The sequence below is a fragment of the Methylibium sp. genome, from assembly GCF_035762065.1.
Lineage (GTDB): Bacteria > Pseudomonadota > Gammaproteobacteria > Burkholderiales > Burkholderiaceae_C > Methylibium.
The window spans coordinates 62,031-78,694 of record NZ_DASTPW010000016.1 but is presented as its reverse complement, the minus strand read 5'-3'; the positions used below and the strand labels follow the sequence as shown (position 1 = coordinate 78,694).

The 16,664-nt window shown below is 71.8% G+C and carries 12 protein-coding genes; 6 read left to right on the top strand and 6 right to left on the bottom strand.

Features of this window, described 5'->3' with window-relative positions; all coding sequences use genetic code 11:
- The first annotated feature begins 137 nt into the window (after positions 1-137).
- Complete coding sequence (locus VFR90_RS05685) at positions 138-2,531, top strand: UvrD-helicase domain-containing protein (protein WP_326405128.1); 2,394 nt, start codon at positions 138-140, stop codon at positions 2,529-2,531.
- 19 nt (positions 2,532-2,550) lie between these two features.
- On the opposite strand, the gene VFR90_RS05680 is transcribed toward VFR90_RS05685, so the two are convergent.
- The 3 genes from VFR90_RS05680 to VFR90_RS05670 all read right to left on the bottom strand — a co-directional run bounded on the left by VFR90_RS05680 (position 2,551) and on the right by VFR90_RS05670 (position 5,017).
- On the bottom strand, positions 2,551-3,168 hold the full coding sequence (locus VFR90_RS05680; RefSeq protein WP_326405127.1) for a class I SAM-dependent methyltransferase: 618 nt from the start codon (positions 3,166-3,168) through the stop codon (positions 2,551-2,553).
- Positions 3,165-4,610, bottom strand: a complete 1,446-nt coding sequence (locus VFR90_RS05675) for an APC family permease (RefSeq protein ID WP_326405126.1) — start codon at positions 4,608-4,610, stop codon at positions 3,165-3,167. Before VFR90_RS05675 ends, VFR90_RS05680 begins: the two co-directional genes overlap by 4 nt.
- 191 nt (positions 4,611-4,801) lie before the next feature.
- Complete coding sequence (locus tag VFR90_RS05670) at positions 4,802-5,017, bottom strand: hypothetical protein (protein WP_326405125.1); 216 nt, start codon at positions 5,015-5,017, stop codon at positions 4,802-4,804.
- A gap of 182 nt (positions 5,018-5,199) precedes the next feature.
- On the opposite strand from VFR90_RS05670, the gene VFR90_RS05665 reads away from it, so the two are divergent.
- Together VFR90_RS05665 and VFR90_RS05660 are read left to right on the top strand one after the other, a co-directional pair.
- Positions 5,200-6,522: a choice-of-anchor D domain-containing protein gene (locus VFR90_RS05665; protein ID WP_326405124.1), complete on the top strand. Its 1,323-nt coding sequence runs from the start codon at positions 5,200-5,202 to the stop codon at positions 6,520-6,522.
- Positions 6,506-8,761: a PhoX family protein gene (locus VFR90_RS05660; RefSeq protein ID WP_326405123.1), complete on the top strand. Its 2,256-nt coding sequence runs from the start codon at positions 6,506-6,508 to the stop codon at positions 8,759-8,761. Before VFR90_RS05665 ends, VFR90_RS05660 begins: the two co-directional genes overlap by 17 nt.
- A 69-nt stretch (positions 8,762-8,830) precedes the next feature.
- Here the strand turns inward: VFR90_RS05660 and VFR90_RS05655 are convergent, their stop codons facing one another.
- Genes VFR90_RS05655 through VFR90_RS05645 form a run of 3 tightly spaced genes read right to left on the bottom strand, consistent with a single transcriptional unit; the run spans position 8,831 to position 10,969 of the window.
- Entirely contained in the window at positions 8,831-9,631 is an 801-nt protein-coding gene (locus VFR90_RS05655) for a BPSS1780 family membrane protein (protein ID WP_326405122.1), read from the bottom strand.
- Positions 9,628-10,599, bottom strand: coding sequence for a homoserine kinase (locus VFR90_RS05650; protein ID WP_326405121.1), 972 nt, complete (start codon positions 10,597-10,599; stop codon positions 9,628-9,630). The genes VFR90_RS05655 and VFR90_RS05650 overlap by 4 nt, the downstream gene beginning before the upstream one ends.
- Positions 10,600-10,606: 7 nt before the next feature.
- On the bottom strand, positions 10,607-10,969 hold the full coding sequence (locus tag VFR90_RS05645) for a hypothetical protein (protein ID WP_326405120.1): 363 nt from the start codon (positions 10,967-10,969) through the stop codon (positions 10,607-10,609).
- A gap of 75 nt (positions 10,970-11,044) precedes the next feature.
- Here VFR90_RS05645 and polA point away from each other — a divergent pair, with 75 nt between their 5' ends.
- The 3 genes from polA to VFR90_RS05630 all read left to right on the top strand — a co-directional run bounded on the left by polA (position 11,045) and on the right by VFR90_RS05630 (position 16,629).
- Positions 11,045-13,843, top strand: a complete 2,799-nt coding sequence (polA, locus tag VFR90_RS05640; protein ID WP_326405119.1) for a DNA polymerase I — start codon at positions 11,045-11,047, stop codon at positions 13,841-13,843.
- A 2-nt stretch (positions 13,844-13,845) separates the two neighbouring features.
- Entirely contained in the window at positions 13,846-15,627 is a 1,782-nt protein-coding gene (locus VFR90_RS05635; protein ID WP_326405118.1) for an MFS transporter, read from the top strand.
- Between the two features lie 75 nt (positions 15,628-15,702).
- Positions 15,703-16,629, top strand: a complete 927-nt coding sequence (locus VFR90_RS05630; protein ID WP_326405117.1) for a UDP-2,3-diacylglucosamine diphosphatase — start codon at positions 15,703-15,705, stop codon at positions 16,627-16,629.
- Positions 16,630-16,664: the final 35 nt, after the last annotated feature.

Here is a 16,664-nt window from a genome sequence, read left to right as displayed (position 1 = left end):
GCGCCGGCGCTGGTGGCGCTGGCCGCGGCCACCGGCACGCCGCGCTCGAGCAGGGCGGAAGCGAGGATTCGGCGGAGCACGGCGGCTGGGATTCTGCGGCAGCCGGCGCGGCGCCGGTCGCCTTTTTACAATGGACCATGTTCCCACAAGAAGTCCCTGCCGACGCGCCGCTGCTGCAGCACCTCAATCCCGAGCAGCTGGCCGCCGTCACCCTGCCACCCGAGCACGCGCTCATCCTGGCGGGCGCGGGCTCCGGCAAGACCCGCGTGCTCACCACCCGGATCGCCTGGCTGCTGGCCACGGGCCAGATCGGCCCCGGCAACGTGCTGGCCGTGACCTTCACCAACAAGGCGGCCAAGGAGATGATGACGCGGCTGACCGCGATGCTGCCGGTGAACGTGCGCGGCATGTGGATCGGCACCTTCCACGGCCTGTGCAACCGCTTCCTGCGCGCGCACTGGAAGCTCGCGGCCTTGCCGCAAGGCTTCCAGATCCTCGATGCGGCCGACACCGTCTCGGCCGTCAAGCGTGTCATCAAGGCGATGAAGCTCGACGAGGACCGCTTCCAGGCGAAGCAGACGTCCTGGTTCATCGCCGGCTCGAAGGAAGAAGGTCGCCGGCCGAAGGACTGCGAGGTCCGCGACGACTTCACCCGCACCCAGGTCGCGATCTACCAAGCCTACGAAGACCAGTGCCAGCGCGAAGGCGTGGTCGATTTCGCGGAGCTGATGCTGCGCGTCTACGAGCTGCTGCGCGACCACGCCGAGCTGCGCGCGCACTACCGGCGGCGTTTCCGGCACATCCTCGTCGACGAGTTCCAGGACACCAACCGCCTGCAGTACGCGTGGCTCAAGATGTTCGCCGGTGACGGGGCGGACCCCAACGCGAACAGCGTGTTCGCCGTGGGCGACGACGACCAGAGCATCTACGCCTTCCGCGGCGCGCAGGTCGGCAACATGGCCGACTTCGAGCGCGAGTACCGCGTCGGCCACGTCATCAAGCTCGAGCGCAACTACCGCAGCTTCGGGAACATCCTCGACTCGGCGAACGCGCTGATCTCGCACAACCAGCGCCGCCTCGGCAAGAACCTGCGCACCGAGGCCGGTCCCGGGGAGCCGGTGCGCGTCTACGAGGCGACCAGCGATTTCGCCGAGGCGCAGTGGTTCGTCGAGGAAACGCGGCTGCTGATCCGCGACGGCTCGCCGCGCAGCGAGATCGCCGTGCTCTACCGCAGCAACGCGCAAAGCCGGGTGATCGAGAGCGCGCTCTTCAACGCCGGGCTGCCCTACCGCGTCTACGGGGGGTTGCGGTTCTTCGAGCGTGCCGAGATCAAGCACGCGCTCGCCTACCTGCGGCTGCTGGAGAACGCGAACGACGACACCAGCTTCCTGCGTGTCGTCAACTTCCCGGCGCGCGGCATCGGCGCGCGCACCGTCGAGACCCTGCAGGACGCCGCGCGCACCAGCGGCCGCAGCCTCGCGCAGAGCGTCGGCGCGGTTGCCGGTGCAAGCGGCACGAAGCTCGCCGCCTTCGCGTCGCTGATCGACGCGATGCGCGAGGCGACGCGCGGGCTGACGCTGCGCGAAATCATCGAGCACGTCGTCGACGCGAGCGGGCTTGAAGCCTTCTACAAGCAGGAGCGCGAAGGCGCCGAGCGGCTGGAGAACCTGGCCGAACTCGTCAACGCGGCCGAGGCCTTCGTGACACAGGAGGGCTTCGGCAAGGACGCGGTGGCGCTGCCGGTGGACGAGCGCGCCGGCGAGGCGCCGGGTGCGATCGCCAAGGGGCTGCCGGCGGCCGTCGCGCCGGCCTCGCCGCCGCAGGCCGACGCCGAGACCGGCGAGATCCAGAGCCCGCTGGCCGCCTTCCTCACGCACGCCTCGCTCGAGGCCGGCGACAACCAGGCCCAGGCCGGGCAGGACGCGATCCAGCTGATGACGATCCACGCCGCGAAGGGCCTCGAGTTCGACCAGGTCTTCATCACCGGGCTCGAGGAAGGCCTGTTCCCGCACGAGAACTCCGCCAACGACGCGGACGGGCTCGAGGAAGAGCGCCGGCTGATGTACGTCGCGATCACGCGCGCGAGGAAGCGGCTGTACCTGAGCTTCAGCCAGACGCGCATGCTGCACGGCCAGACCCGCTACCACATCAAGAGCCGCTTCCTCGACGAGCTGCCCGAAGCCGCGCTGAAGTGGCTCAGCCCCAAGCTCGCCGGCTTCGGCAGCGGCTATGCGCGCGAGTACCAGCAGGCCTGGCAGCGCGGCAGCGGGCTGGGCTCGATCGTCGGCGCCGGCCGCGCCTCAGGCTTCGGCGCGCCGACCCAGCCGGCGGCCTTCGAGTCGCACGCGCGCGCCTCGAACAACGGCCACGGCCTGCGCCCGGGCCAGACCGTCTTCCACACGAAGTTCGGCGAGGGCGTGATCGTCACGCTCGAAGGCGTCGGCGCGGACGCGCGCGCGCAGGTCAACTTCGGCCGTCACGGCATGAAGTGGCTGGCGCTGTCGGTCGCGAAGCTCACGCCGGTCGACTGACGCCGCGCGGCGCGGGCGTTCACGCGACGGGTCGCACGCCGAGCCGCAACGCGGCGGTCTTCTGCCGCTCGGTGATGGTCCACAGGTGGATCGACGCGCCGCCGGCCATCTCGGTGCGCTCGGCCGGCCAGGCCTCGCCCATCGTGAACGAGTGCGAGACCACGCGCGCGCCCACCTTCAGCTGCCGCCACAGCTGCGGGCGCAGCTTCTGGTTGATCGCGGGCAGCAGGTAGAGCGTCACCACGTCGGCCTCGGAGAAGTCGGTCTCGAACAGGTCGGCGACGGTGAAGCGGGTGCGTGAGGCGACGCCGTTGGCCTCGGCCAGCGCCTTGGCCTCCTTGATGCGCTCCGGGTTGATGTCGATGCCGACGCCGCGCGCGCCGCGTTCCTTCGCGGCGGTGGTGACGATGCGGCCGTCGCCGCAGCCGAGGTCGTAGACGACGTTGCCGCGCTGGACCTTGGCCATCTCGAGCATCTTCTGCACGACCGGCATCGGCGTCGGCACGTAGGGCACGTCGGGCGCGCGCGCCGGCGCCGCCGCCTCCTGCGCGCGGGCGACCCACGGCAGCAGCAGCGTCGTGGCGAGCGCGGTGCGGCGCGCGATGGGGGCATCGATCGAGGCAAGGGGCAGGCTCATCGCGTTCTCCTGGCTGGCGGGGTTGATCGGGGCAAGAGCGCCATCAGCAGCGCGCCGGTCGCCAGTACCGCCACGCCGATCCATGCGGCGTTGAAGCCGCCGAGCGTCTGGCTCCCCACGTAGGAGAGGCTGGACGCGAGCATCCCGGCGCACACCGCGACGAACAGCGCGGGCAGCCACGGGTACAGCGGCACCGGGCAGGGCCGCTCGGTGCGCGGGTCCTTGCGGCGCAGCACGAACAGCGACACGCCCGCGAGCAGGAAGAACAGCCAGAACACCGGCGCGGTGAACTCCACCATCGCGCGAAAGCCGTCCTGCGCCGCGGCGCCCAGCGCCACCAGCGCCAGCGCCGCCAGCGTCTGCGCGAGCAGCGCGACGCGCGGCGTGCCGCGCTCGGCGTCCCAGTCGCCGAGCCGGCGCAGCGCGCGCCAGTCGCGCCCGAGCGCGCAGGTCGTGCGCGCGCCGACGATCAGCGTCGCGTTGATCGAGGTCAGCGCCGCCAGCGCGACGACGGCCGCGACCAGCACCGCGCCGGCCTCGCCGAAGGCGCTGCGCAGCAGGTCGGCGGCGATCGCCTCCGAACGCGCCATGCCGGCCAGACCCAGGCCCTGCCAGTAGGCCCAGTTGACCAGCAGGTACAGCGCGGTGATCGCGCCGATCGACAGCAGCAGCGCGAGCCGCAGCCGCCGGCCGCGGCGCAGCGGGTCTTCCTTGATCTCGGCGCTGAGGTAGGCGGCCTCGTTCCAGCCGCCGTAGGTCAGCAGCACGAAGACCATCGCCATGCCCAGCGAGCCCCAGCCGGCCGGCTCGGCCGGCGCGGCGGGCGCGGGCGGAGCGGCGGTGCCGCCCAGCAGCAGCCACAGCCCGGCCGCCACGATCAGCAGCAGCCCCGCCACTTCGAGCAGCGTCAGCCCGCCCTGCGTCGCCGCGCCGCTGCGCAGCCCGCGCAGGTTCACCGCGGCCAGCGCGACGATGGCCGCCACCGCGTACAGCGCCTCGCCGTGCGCGCCGAGCGGCAGCAGTTGCTGCATGTAGTCCCCGAAGACGAAGCCGAGCAACGCGATCGAGCCGGTGGTGATCACAGCGAAGCGCGCCCAGGCGAACAGGAAGGCGACGTGCCGGCCGTAGGCGAGGCGCAGGAAGTGGTAGTCGCCGCCGGTGTCGGGGTAGGCGCTGGCCAGCTCGGCGTAGCACAGCGCGCCGACCAGCGAGACCAGCCCGCCCACGGCCCAGGCCGCGAACATCCAGCCGGCACCGCCGGAGAGGCCCGCGACCATCGACGGCGCCTTGAAGATCCCGGCGCCGACCACGATGCCGACGATGATCGCGACCGCCGCGCCGACGCCCAGCACCGCGCGCGGCGCCTGCTGCACGTTCGATCGCTCGCTCGAGGCGCCGAGCGCCGGTCGTCGCGGCAGGCGGCTGGAGGTGGCGGCGTCCATGAGGCGCGCCCTGGCAAGCGATGTACCTCGTGGCGCGTGACGCCGCACCGTCACCTCGCTCAAGTGGAGCGGTCCCTGCCGGCCGGCGACCCGCGCTTCACCGCGGCCAAGCTCAAGGGCGACGTCGTCGGCGACACCTTCTCGTCGCCCGACGGCATCCGCATCGATCCGCAAGGCCGCCTGGGCTTGCGCTACTTCTTCGCTTCGCCGTCCTCGTCGTCCGACGTGGCGGCGTCGATGCCGGCGCCGATCACCTTGCCGGTGACCTCGACGCCGGTGCTGACCACCGCGCCGGTCACGCTAATCGCCGCGCCGGCCACGGCGCCGGCGACGCTGACGACCGCGCAGCCGCCCAGGGGCAGCGCGGCGGTCAGCAGCAGCACGAGCTTGAGGTTCGATCGCAGCATGGTCGGACTCCAGCGGCCGCAAGGCCGTGCGCGCGATTCTGGGTCGAGTCGGCGCACGGTCGACGCACTTCCGCGTCGCGCGCGTCGACCGATCGTTGCGTCAGGACGATGACAGACCGCGAAGCCAGCAGGCCGGCGTCGGGCATCGATGGCGCCGGCCCCCGCCGCGCTAGCGTCGGGCGATGCCGCCTGCCGCCGTCCTGCCTGCATCGCGCCGGCTGCGGAACGGCCTGGCCGGCGCGCTCGCCGCAGCGGCCTGCAACGTGGCGCTTGCGCAAGACGCGGTCCGCGGCGCGCAGCTCTACCTCCAGCTGCCCGGTGCCGCGAGCTGCGTCAGCTGTCACGGCCCCGACCCGAGCCAGGGCCGCAACAACCTGCTGCGCGCGGCGGACCAGCCGTCCGCACTGCAGCGCGCGCTCGGCACGGTCGGCGTGATGGGCTACCTCAAGCCCCTGCTGGCCGACGCCGACGTGGCCGATCTCGCCGCCTACCTCGGCGCGGTGGCGGCGGCGGCCTCGCCCGCGGCGCCGGCCGTGCTGTGGCCGGTGACGATCGAGTTCGGCGGTGTCGCGCTCGGTGCGGTCTCGCCGGTGCACACGCTCAGCCTGCGCAACGTCTCGGGCACGTCGCTCGCGCTCGGCGCGCCGCAGCTCGCGGGCGTGGGTGCGGCCGGCTTGCTGCTCGACACCGACTGCGCCGCGACGCTGCCTGCCGGGGCCGAGTGCCGCGTGCGGCTGCGCGCCCAGCCGGCGGCGGCCGGGCCGGCGGCCGCGGCGGTCGTCGTCACCGGCATCACGCCGCGGCCGTGGGTGGTGCCGCTGTCCTATGCCGGCCGCAGCGAGCCGCTGGGCGTGCTCGCCGTCGAGCCGCCCGACGCGGTGCTTGACTTCGGCCGCACGCCGGTCGGGGCGTCGACGGTGCGCAGCGTGCGCATCGTCAACCGGGGCACCGCCGAAGCGGCGCTGGGCGTGACGGCGCTGACCGGCCCGGGTCGCGACGCCTTCCGCTTCGCGGCGGCCCAAGGCGCCGCGACGCCGGCCTGCGGCACCGGCACGCTGCTGGCGCCGGGTGCCGCATGCACGGCGACGCTGTCGTTCGCAAGCGGCGCGGCGGGGCGCTTCGACGCCTACCTCCAATGGCGCGGCGACGCCACCCAGCCCGGCGGGCTGTTGCTTGCGGGCGAGGCCGAGGCCGCCGCTCCCCCGGCCGCGCCGTCCGCGACCGGCGCACCGGCCGAGGCCGCGCCGGGCGACGGCGGCGGAGCCGGCTGCGCCGCCGCGCCGCCCGCCCGAGGGCAGCGGCTCGATCCCACCTTGAGCGTGGCGGCCGCCATCGCGCTGCTGTGCCTGATGTCGCGCGGCGCCGTCACCCGCCTGTCACGTCGCTTTCACGGGGCGTTCACGGAGCCTGCCTACCGTCCCGTCGCCTCGGCCGTGCCCGGCATGCCGGCCGCCCTCCCGTTTCCCAGCAGTCGCAAGGATCTACCCGATGAACAAGCCCGTTGATTTCTCAGTGCATGGCATCCCTCACGACGACGAGGACCACAACCGCAGCGGCAACCCCCGCTTCATGGAAGTGCTCGAAGCCGGCCTGAGCCGTCGCTCGCTGCTGCGCGGTGGCCTCGGCACCGCCGCGAGCATGGTGCTGGGCAGCCTGCCGCTGGCCGCCTGCGGTGGCGGCGACGACGATCCGGTGCCCGCGCCGGCCGCAGCCGCGCCCGCGCCGGTCACGAGCCTCGGCTTCGGCGCGGTCGCGAAGAGCACGGCCGACGTCGTCAGCGTGCCGGTCGGCTACACCGCGACGCCGATCTACGCACTCGGCGACCCGCTCACCGCCGCGACGCCAGCGTTCAAGAACGACGGCACCGACACCGACTACGACAACCGCGCCGGCGACCACCACGACGGCATGGAGTACTTCGGCCTCAACGCCGACGGCACGGCGCGCGACCCGAACGGCTCGACGCGCGGCCTGCTCGCGATGAACCACGAGGCGCTGACCGACAACTTCCTCCACGTGGCCGGCGCCACCCGCGTCGCCGGCGCACGGCCGGCGGCGGAGTCCGACAAGGAGATCCCGGCGCACGGCGTGTCCGTCGTCGAAGTGCGCAAGACCGGCTCGTCCTGGAGCTACGTGGCGGCCTCCAGCTACAACCGCCGCGTCACGCCGCTGACGCCGGTGGAGCTTTCCGGCGTCGCGCGCGGCAACGCGCTGATGCGCACGAAGTACTCGACCACCGGCGTCGCCGCGCGCGGCACGATCAACAACTGCGGCACCGGCTACACGCCCTGGGGCAGCTTCCTCACCGGCGAGGAGAACTGGGCCGGCTACTTCACCCGCTCGGCCACCGACAACGCCGACCGCACCGCGGCGGCCAATGCGAAGAGCGTGGTCTCGCTGAACCGCTACGGCCGTGCGCAGGGCGCGGCCAGCCGCCACGGCTGGGAGACCTCGGGCGCCGACGACAAGTACGACCGCTGGAACATCAGCGCGCGCGCCGGAGCGCCGGCCGACGGCACGGGCGACTACCGCAACGAACTGAACACCTTCGGCTACATCGTCGAGATCGATCCGTACAGCAAGACCGCCGCGGTGAAGAAGCGCACCACGCTCGGCCGCTTCGCGCACGAGAGCGCCGCCTTCGGCCGCGTCGCCGAAGGCAAGCCGCTGGCGGTCTACATGGGCGACGACTCGCGCGGCGAGTACATCTACAAGTACGTGTCGACCGCGAACTGGAGCGCCGCCGACGCCTCCGCCGCCGACCGCATCGCCGTCGGCGACAAGTACCTCGACGCGGGCAAGCTCTATGTCGCGAAGTTCAACGCCGACGGCACCGGCACCTGGATCGAGCTGACCGTCGCGAACATCCCGGCGAGCTACACCGCCTACGCCTTCGCCGACCAGGCCGACATCGCGGTCAACGCGCGGCTCGCGGCCGATGCGGTGGGCGCGACCGCGATGGATCGCCCCGAGTGGTGCGCGGTGCACCCGACCACCGGCGAGATCTACTACACGCTCACCAACAACAGCAACCGCAAGGTCGTCGCGGCGGCGGGGCAGCAGGCCGTGGACGCGGCCAACCCGCGCGCCTACACCGACGCGCCGACCGCGGCGAGCGCGCCCGGCAACATCAACGGCCACATCATCCGCATGAGGGAAGCCGGCGGCGAGGGCGCGGCGACCAGCTTCACCTGGGACGTCTACCTGTTCGGCGCACAGTCGGACGCGAGCCCGACGCTCGTGAACCTTTCCGGGCTGACCGCCGACCAGGACTTCTCCAGCCCCGACGGCCTGTGGTTCAGCCCGAACACGAAGTTGTGCTGGATCCAGACCGACGACGGCGCCTACGTCGATGCGACCAACTGCATGATGCTGATCGGTGTGCCGGGTTCGGTCGGCGACGGCGGTGCGAAGACGACGCTGAGCTACACGACCGGCACCGGCACGGTCACCGTCGACACCTACGTCGGCGCGAAGCCGACGGCGACCACGCTGAAGCGCTTCCTCGTCGGCCCGAAGGACTGCGAGCTGACCGGCTGCACCGAAACGCCCGACGGCACGACGGTGTTCGCGAACATCCAGCACCCCGGCGAGACGATCACCGCGGCCAACGTGCCGAACCCGGCGGCCTACCTGAGCCACTGGCCCGGCAATGCCGGCTACGGCCCCGGCGGCGCGACCGCCCGGCCGCGCTCGGCCACGCTTGCGATCACCAAGAACGACGGCGGCCGGGTCGGAACCTGAGCCTCGCGGCATCGGCCCGCGGATGCGGGCCGGTGTTCAGGAGCCGGCCTGCGGGCCGGCTATTCACTTTCAGGAGCCGACCTGTGGGCCGGCTTTGTCCTGCCCGTCGAACTCGAAGCTGTCGACGAAGCCGAAGTAGAGCGATGCGTAGAAGGCCGTCGTGGCGAGCATCGCCACCGGCACCACCGCCTGCGCGACCACGTTGCCCAGGCCGATCAGCGCGAGCAGCACCTGCATCACCGAGACGGCCAGCACGATCACCGCCATCCAGCCGAGGTTGAAGGCGGCCAGCGCGCCGAGCGAGCGCAGGCAGGCGACGGCGCTCGCGAACAGCGCCTTGGACAGCGGCATCTCGCCCCAGGCGACCAGCCCCGGCACGTACCAGAACAGCAACGACAGCAGCGACAGCAGCGCGAGCCGCAGCAGCACCGCCCAGGCGAGCGAGCCGTCGGCCATCGACTCCGGCGGCGCCTGGTCGTCGGCCAGCGCTTCCAGCGCCGCGACGAAGCGGCCGCCGTCGAGCGCATGCGCGACGAGCACCACCACCAGCGTGCCGAGCGCGTAGGCGATGCCCACATGGATCAGCCGCTTGCGCAGCACGACGTTGCGCCAAGGCTCGAGCAGCAGCGCCGGCCGCGGCGTGCGGCCGACCAGCGCGTCGCGCGTGCCGAGCAGGAAGGCGAGGTTGAGCCAGGGCATCAGCGCGAGCGCCGCGAACTGCCCGACGACCGGCACCTGCAGCAGCAGGACGATCGCGAGCCCGAACAGCGCGAACAGCGCCGAGAAGCCGAGCGGCTGCCGCGCGAACACCGCGAGGCCGGCGCGCAGCCACATCAGGCCTTGCGCGGCGCGTACCGTCTTGAGCTTCATTGGGCCGGATGCCAGGGTTGGGCGATGCGCTCGCGCAGCACGCGCTCGAAGTGCGCCGGATCGTGCGGCACGAGCGTGGTGGCGGCGCGCGGCAGATGGAAGTCCCACAGCCGCGAGATCCAGAAGCGCAGCGCCGCCGCACGCATCAGCGCGGGCAGCAGCCGGCGCTCGTCGCCGGTGAGCGGGCGCACCGTCTCGTAGGCGGCGACGAAGGCGGCGGCGCGGTCTTCGTCGAGGCGGCCGGTGGCGAGGTCGATGCACCAGTCGTTCAGGCAGACCGCGATGTCGAACGCGAGGCGATCGACGCCGGCGAAATAGAAGTCGAAGAAGCCTGTGAGCCGCTGGTGGCCGTGCACGTCGGTGTCGAACATGACGTTGTCGCGGAACAGGTCGGCGTGGATCGCGGCGCGCGGCAGGCCGGCGTCGGCGGGGCTCGCGGCCAGGTGCTGCTGGAACGCGAGCTCGTCGTCGAGCAGCGCGCGCTGCTCCGGCGCGAGGAAGGGCCGCACCAGCGGCGCCGTCTCGCTCCACCACGCGAGGCCGCGCAGGTTGGGCTGATGCAGCGGATAGTCGGCGGCTGCGAGGTGCATGCGCGCGAGCATCGCGGCGACCTGCTCGCAGTGCCAGGCGCCCGGCGCCATCACGTGGTTGCCCGCGAGGCGGTAGACGATCGCGGCCGGCTTGCCCTGCACCCGGTGGAGGATCTCGCCGGCCGCATCGGCCTGCGGTTCCGGCACCGCGACGCCCTTGCCGGCGAGATGCTTCATCAGCTGCAGATAGAAGGGCAGCTCGTCGAAGCTCAATCGCTCGAACAGCGTCAGCACGAACTCGCCGCGCTGCGTGGTGACGAAGTAGTTGGTGTTCTCGATGCCGGCGGTGATCGGCGTCAGCGCCCGCAAGGCACCGAGGCCCAGCCGCGCGGCGAGTTCGGCGGCCTGGTCAACGCCGACCGGTGTGAAGACCGCCACCGCGGCCTCAGAAATCGAGCACGCGCCAGACGCGGCGGCCCTGGGCGCCCTTGGTCGTGCCGGGGCCGTCGGAAGGATCGCGCGCCGCATCGGTCGGCAGCACTTCGTATTCGGCGCGGATCGGACCCTTGGGCTTGACGGTGATGCTGCGCACCGCGCCGCGCACGCGGAGTTCCTCGATGCGGGCGTTGTCGTCTTCGATGACATCGCGCCGCACTGCGGGTTCACCGGACGGCAGCGGCGCCGCGACGGGCGCCGGCTTGTCGCGCGCTGCCGGCTTCGCCGCATCCGGGCCCTGCTGCGCCTGGGCCGAGGCCGCGCCGGCCAGCGCGGCGAACACGAGAAGCGGCAGGACGAGGGTGCGCGGCATGGGCGGGATTCTAGGCAGCGTGCCCGCGCCGACGGCATCCCGCGTGCCCGAAGACCTCCCGCCACAATCGGTCGGATGACCGCCGCGCCCGCCCTCGAAGCGTCGCCCTCGGCCACCGGCTCGGCCCGGCTGCTGCTGGTCGACGGCTCCAGCTACCTCTACCGCGCGTACCACGCGCTGCCCGACCTGCGCGATCCGCAGGGCGAGCCCACCGGCGCGGTGCGCGGCATGGTCGCGATGCTCAAGAAGCTGCGCGAGCAGTTCCCGAGCGTTCATGCCGCCTGCGTGTTCGACGCGAAGGGCAAGACCTTCCGCGACGACTGGTACCCCGACTACAAGGCCACGCGCTCGGCGATGCCGGAGGATCTGGCGCGCCAGATCGAGCCGATCCACGACGTCGTGCGCATGCTCGGCTGGCCGATCATCGAGCTGCCCGGCGTCGAGGCCGACGACGTGATCGGCACGCTCGCGCGTGCCGCGGCCGAAGCGGGCCGCGACGTGATGATCTCCACCGGCGACAAAGACCTCGCGCAGCTCGTCAACGATCGCGTCACGCTGATCAACACGATGAGCAACGAGAGTCTGGACCCGGCCGGCGTGGTCGAGAAGTTCGGCGTGCCGCCCGAGCGCATCGTCGACTACCTGACGCTGGTCGGCGACGCGGTGGACAACGTGCCCGGCGTCGAGAAAGTCGGCCCGAAGACCGCGGCGAAATGGATCGCCGAGCACGGCTCGCTCGACGGGGTGATCGCCGCGGCCGGCAGCATCAAGGGCGCCGCCGGCGAGAACCTGCGCAAGGCCCTCGACTGGCTGCCGACGGGCCGCAAGCTGGTCACGGTGAAGACCGATTGCGATCTCGTCGCATCGATCGCCGGCTGGCCCGGCCCCGAGGCCTGGCGCGCGCTCGAGTGGCGGCTGCCGGATCACGAGGGGCTGCTCGCGTTCTACACGCGCCATGCCTTCCGCGAGTTCAAGCGCGAGATGGAAGCCGCGCTCGCCGGCGCGGTGCCGGCCGAAGCGGCGGTGCCGGTCACCGCGGCCGATCCGCTGCCCGCCGAGCCGGTTGCCGCGACGCACTACGAGACGGTGCTCGACCGCGAGGCCTTCGCCGCGTGGCGGGCGCACATCGAGGCGGCCGAGCTCGTGGCGCTCGACACCGAGACCGACAGCCTCGATCCGATGCGCGCGCGCATCGTCGGCCTGAGCTTCAGCGTCGAGCCGGGCCGCGCCTGCTACATCCCGCTGGCCCACACCTACCCCGGCGCGCCCGACCAGCTGCCGATCGACGAGGTGCTCGCAACGCTGAAGCCCTGGCTCGAGGACGCGGGCTGCGCCAAGCTCGGCCAGAACATCAAGTACGACCAGCACGTCTTCGCCAACCACGGCATCGCGGTGCGCGGCTACGTGCACGACACGATGCTGCAGAGCTACGTGCTCGAAGCCCACAAGCCGCACAGCCTGGAAAGCCTCGCGAGCCGGCACCTCGACCGCAAGGGCCTCGCCTACGAGGACGTGGCCGGCAAGGGCGCGAGCCAGATCCCGTTCGCGCAGGTGAGCGTCGAGCGCGCCACCGAGTACTCGGGCGAGGACAGCGAGATGACGCTGCACGTGCACCGCACGCTGTGGCCGCGGCTCGAGGCCGAGCCCCGGCTGCGCGAGGTGTACGAGCGCATCGAGCTGCCGGCGTCGGCGACGCTGCAGCGCATGGAACGCCACGGCGTGCTGATCGATGCCGCGGTGCTCGCGCGCCAGAGCGCCGAACTCGCCACGCGCATGGTCGCGCTCGAACAGGAAGCGCACGCGCTCGCGGGCCAGCCCTTCAACTTGGGCTCGCCGAAGCAGATCTGCGAGATCCTGTTCACCAAGATGGGCCTGCCGGTCAAGCGCAGAACGCCGAGCGGCGCACCCAGCACCGACGAGGACGTGCTGACCGAACTGGCCGCCGACTTCCCGCTGCCGGCCAAACTGCTCGAGCACCGCAGCCTGTCCAAGCTGAAGGGCACCTACACCGACAAGCTGCCCTTGATGGTCAACCCCGAGACCGGCCGCGTGCACACCAACTACGCGCAGGCGGTCGCGGTCACCGGGCGGCTTTCGAGCAACGAGCCGAACCTGCAGAACATCCCCATCCGCACCGCCGAGGGCCGGCGCGTGCGCGAGGCCTTCGTCGCGCCGCCCGGCTCGCTGATCCTTTCGGCCGACTACTCGCAGATCGAACTGCGGCTGATGGCCCACATCAGCGAGGACCCGGGCCTGCTGCACGCCTTCTCCGAAGGCATCGACGTGCACCGCGCGACCGCGAGCGAGGTCTTCGGCGTGCCGGTCGAGCAGGTGTCGAGCGAGCAGCGGCGCTACGCCAAGGTCATCAACTTCGGGCTGATCTACGGCATGGGCGCGTTCGGCCTCGCGAGCAACCTCGGCATCGAGCAGAAGGCCGCGAAGGACTACATCGACCGCTACTTCGCGCGCTTCGCCGGCGTCAAGCGCTACATGGACGAGACGCGCGAATCGGCGCGCAAGCTCGGCTATGTCGAGACGCTGTTCGGGCGGCGCGTCGTGCTGCCTGACATCAACGGCGGCAACGGCCCCCGCAAGGCCGGCGCGGAGCGCCAGGCGATCAACGCGCCGATGCAGGGCACCGCGGCCGACCTGATCAAGCTTGCGATGATTGCGGTGCAGGACGCGCTCGACGCGCAGCAGCGCGCGACGAAGATGATCCTGCAGGTGCACGACGAGCTCGTCTTCGAGGTGCCCGAGGCCGAGCTCGACTGGGCCAGGACCGCGGTGCCGGCGCTGATGGCCGGCGTGGCCGCGTTGAAGGTGCCGCTGCTCGCCGAGGTGGGCGTCGGCCCGAACTGGGACCAGGCGCATTGAGGATGCGCCTGCCCAACCTCCTCGCCACCCCCAAGGGCCGCCTTGCGGCCTTCTTCCTGCTCTACGTCACCGAAGGCATCCCGCTCGGCTTCGCGGCGACCGCGGTGGCCACGCAGCTGAGGCGGCTCGACGTCGGCCCGGCCGAGATCGGCGCCTTCGTCGCGTCGTTCTACCTGCCCTGGGCCTTCAAGTGGGCCTTCGGGCCGGTGATCGACGTGTTCGGCTCGCAGCGCTTCGGCCGTCGGCGCGTGTGGATCCTCGGCACGCAGATCTTGATGGTCGCGACGCTGCTGTCGACCGTGATGCTCGAGCTGCCGGGCCAGCTCGGCCTGTTCACCGCCGTGCTGCTGCTGCACAACAGCTTCGCGGCGATGCAGGACGTGGCCATCGACGCGCTCGCCGTCAATTCGCTGAAGGAGGACGAGCGCGGCCTCGCGAACGGGCTGATGTTCGGCGGCGCCTATCTTGGCCAAGCCATCGGTGGCGCCGGGGTGCTGTTCCTTGCCGGCGTCACCGGTTTCCAGCCGACCTTCTTCTTCGTGGCGGGGGCCATCTCGCTGGTGACGACGCTGGTCGTGTGGCCGATGGACGAGCGGGTGACCGCGTCCGCGCAACCCGGCCCGGTCGCGATCGTCGGCTCGAAGTTGGCGCATGCGGGCCGCGAGATGAAGACCTTCGCGGTCTCGACCTTTCGCTCCTTCGTCGGTACCCGCGGTGCCTTCAACGGGCTGTGGTTCTGCCTGCTGCCGCCGGGAGCCATGGCGCTGGGGCTTGCTTTGCAGTCGAGCCTGGCGGTCGAACTCGGCATGAGGGACGACCAGATCGCAAACCTCAACCTGTGGTGCGCATTGACCAATGCCGCGTGCTGCGTACTCGGCGGGCGGTGGTCCGATCGCTACGGCCGCCGCCGCACGCTCTTCGTCTACATCGCCGGCATGAGCCTGCCGATCTGGTGGCTTGGCTGGGAGCTTGCTCGGCTCGGCTGGATCATGCCGGTGAGCGCGACGATGGCGAACCGCCCCGAGGTGCCGGCCGCGCTGGTGACGTCGTTGTGGATCACTTCGATCGTCTACAACGTGTTCCAGGGCCTGATGTACGGCACGCGCGCCGCCATCATGATGGACGTGACCAACCCGCGGGTCGCCGCCACGCAGTTCACCGCCTACATGGCGATGATGAATCTGGCGATCGCCTACAGCGCGCAGTGGCAGGGCATCGCGGCCGAGGCCTTCGGCTACCCGCGCACCCTGTTGATCGACGGGCTCTACGGCCTGCTGTGCCTCGTCTTCCTGCCCTTCCTGAAGGCCCGCCCCGGCAACGCGAAGTGGACCGACGAGCACGCCGCGGGCCGCGCGCGCGGCGTCGCGCTCGGCCTGGCGCTCGCGCTGCTCGCCTGGGTGCCGCTGAGCCTGCTGCGCGATGACATCGGCGTCGCGATGCCGATCGTGCAGACGTTGTTCACGCTGGTCTTCGTCGCCGCGGCGGTGTTCCTGCTGGCGGGCGCGCCGATCGTCGCGGCCGGCGCGTCGCAGGTCGCGCGCACGCTGGCGAGGTCGGGTGTGTGGCTCGCGCCCCTGCTGCTGGCGATGGTCCTGCGGCATCACGTCGACGCGGCGGCCGCGAGCTTCGGCGCCGGCTTCGTCACGCTGGCGAACGCGCTGCTGCTGGCGGTGCCGGTGCTCGCGGCGGCGGTGTTGCTGGGGCTTGCGCGCGGCCGCTGGGACGGGCTGGCCGAGCCCGACGCCAATGCGGCCTCCGAGCCGCCGGCCCGCGCCGCCGCCTGAGGGCGGTCACCGCGTCACGCAAGCTTCACGCGCGCGACCGCGCGGCGTCATGCCGTGCGCCGAGCATCGTGGGCCATGGCATGGAACAGCTTGTCGTGGCGTGCAGGATCGGGCGGTGGGGCCGGGCCTGCGGCGCTCGCGGCGAAGCTGTCGGCTCCAGCGGGCGTGCAGGACGGCGAAGGCAGCGAGCCGCGCCGGCCGAAGCTCGAAGTGCGCAGCGTCTGGATCTCCGACCTGCACCTCGGCACGCCCGGCTGCCAGGCGCATGCGCTGCTCGACTTCCTGCGCAGCGTCGACTGCCAGTACCTCTACCTCGTCGGCGACATCGTCGACGGCTGGCAGCTGCGTCGCCACTGGTACTGGCCGCAGGCGCACAACGACGTGGTGCAGAAGCTGTTGCGCAAGGCGCGCAAGGGCACGCGCGTCGTCTTCGTGCCGGGCAACCACGACGAATTCGCGCGCAAGTACCTTGGGCACAACTTCGGCGGCATCGAGGTGGTCGAGGACTGCATCCACGTCACCGCCGACCGGCGCCGGCTGTGGATCACCCACGGCGACTACTTCGACGGCGTGATCCAGTGCGCCAAGTGGCTGGCCTACGTCGGCGATTCGGCCTACGAATTCACCTTGCGGCTGAACCGGCACTTCAACCTGCTGCGCGCGCGGCTCGGGCTGCCGTACTGGAGCCTGTCGAAGTACCTGAAGCTGAAGGTCAAGCGGGCGGTCAACTTCATCGGCGACTTCGAACAGGCGGTCGTGCGCGAGGCGAAGAAGCGCGGCGTGCACGGCGTCGTCTGCGGCCACATCCATCACGCGGAGCTGCGCGACATCGACGGCATCGTCTACGCGAACGACGGCGACTGGGTCGAGAGCCTCACGGCGCTCGTGGAGCACCCGAGCGGGCGGCTGGAGATCGTCGACTGGAGCCGGCGCGAGCCGCTGGCCGCGCAGGCCGCACCGCAGCGCGCGGTGCCTGAAGAGGCGTCCGGGGTCGCGGCCTGAGCGGCAAAGCCCTCCGCGGCGCCGGAACTGTCGCG

Excerpts from the sequence above, each read along its gene's own strand:
- VFR90_RS05655 (WP_326405122.1), bottom strand. The coding sequence starts at position 9,631 with ATGAAGCTCAAGACGGTACGCGCCGCGCAAGGCCTGATGTGGCTGCGC.
- VFR90_RS05630 (WP_326405117.1), top strand. The coding sequence starts at position 15,703 with ATGGCATGGAACAGCTTGTCGTGGCGTGCAGGATCGGGCGGTGGGGCC.
- VFR90_RS05680 (WP_326405127.1), bottom strand. The coding sequence starts at position 3,168 with ATGAGCCTGCCCCTTGCCTCGATCGATGCCCCCATCGCGCGCCGCACC.
- polA (WP_326405119.1), top strand. The coding sequence starts at position 11,045 with ATGACCGCCGCGCCCGCCCTCGAAGCGTCGCCCTCGGCCACCGGCTCG.
- VFR90_RS05670 (WP_326405125.1), bottom strand. The coding sequence starts at position 5,017 with ATGCTGCGATCGAACCTCAAGCTCGTGCTGCTGCTGACCGCCGCGCTG.
- VFR90_RS05665 (WP_326405124.1), top strand. The coding sequence starts at position 5,200 with ATGCCGCCTGCCGCCGTCCTGCCTGCATCGCGCCGGCTGCGGAACGGC.
- VFR90_RS05675 (WP_326405126.1), bottom strand. The coding sequence starts at position 4,610 with ATGGACGCCGCCACCTCCAGCCGCCTGCCGCGACGACCGGCGCTCGGC.
- VFR90_RS05685 (WP_326405128.1), top strand. The coding sequence starts at position 138 with ATGTTCCCACAAGAAGTCCCTGCCGACGCGCCGCTGCTGCAGCACCTC.
- VFR90_RS05645 (WP_326405120.1), bottom strand. The coding sequence starts at position 10,969 with ATGCCGCGCACCCTCGTCCTGCCGCTTCTCGTGTTCGCCGCGCTGGCC.
- VFR90_RS05660 (WP_326405123.1), top strand. The coding sequence starts at position 6,506 with ATGAACAAGCCCGTTGATTTCTCAGTGCATGGCATCCCTCACGACGAC.
- VFR90_RS05635 (WP_326405118.1), top strand. The coding sequence starts at position 13,846 with ATGCGCCTGCCCAACCTCCTCGCCACCCCCAAGGGCCGCCTTGCGGCC.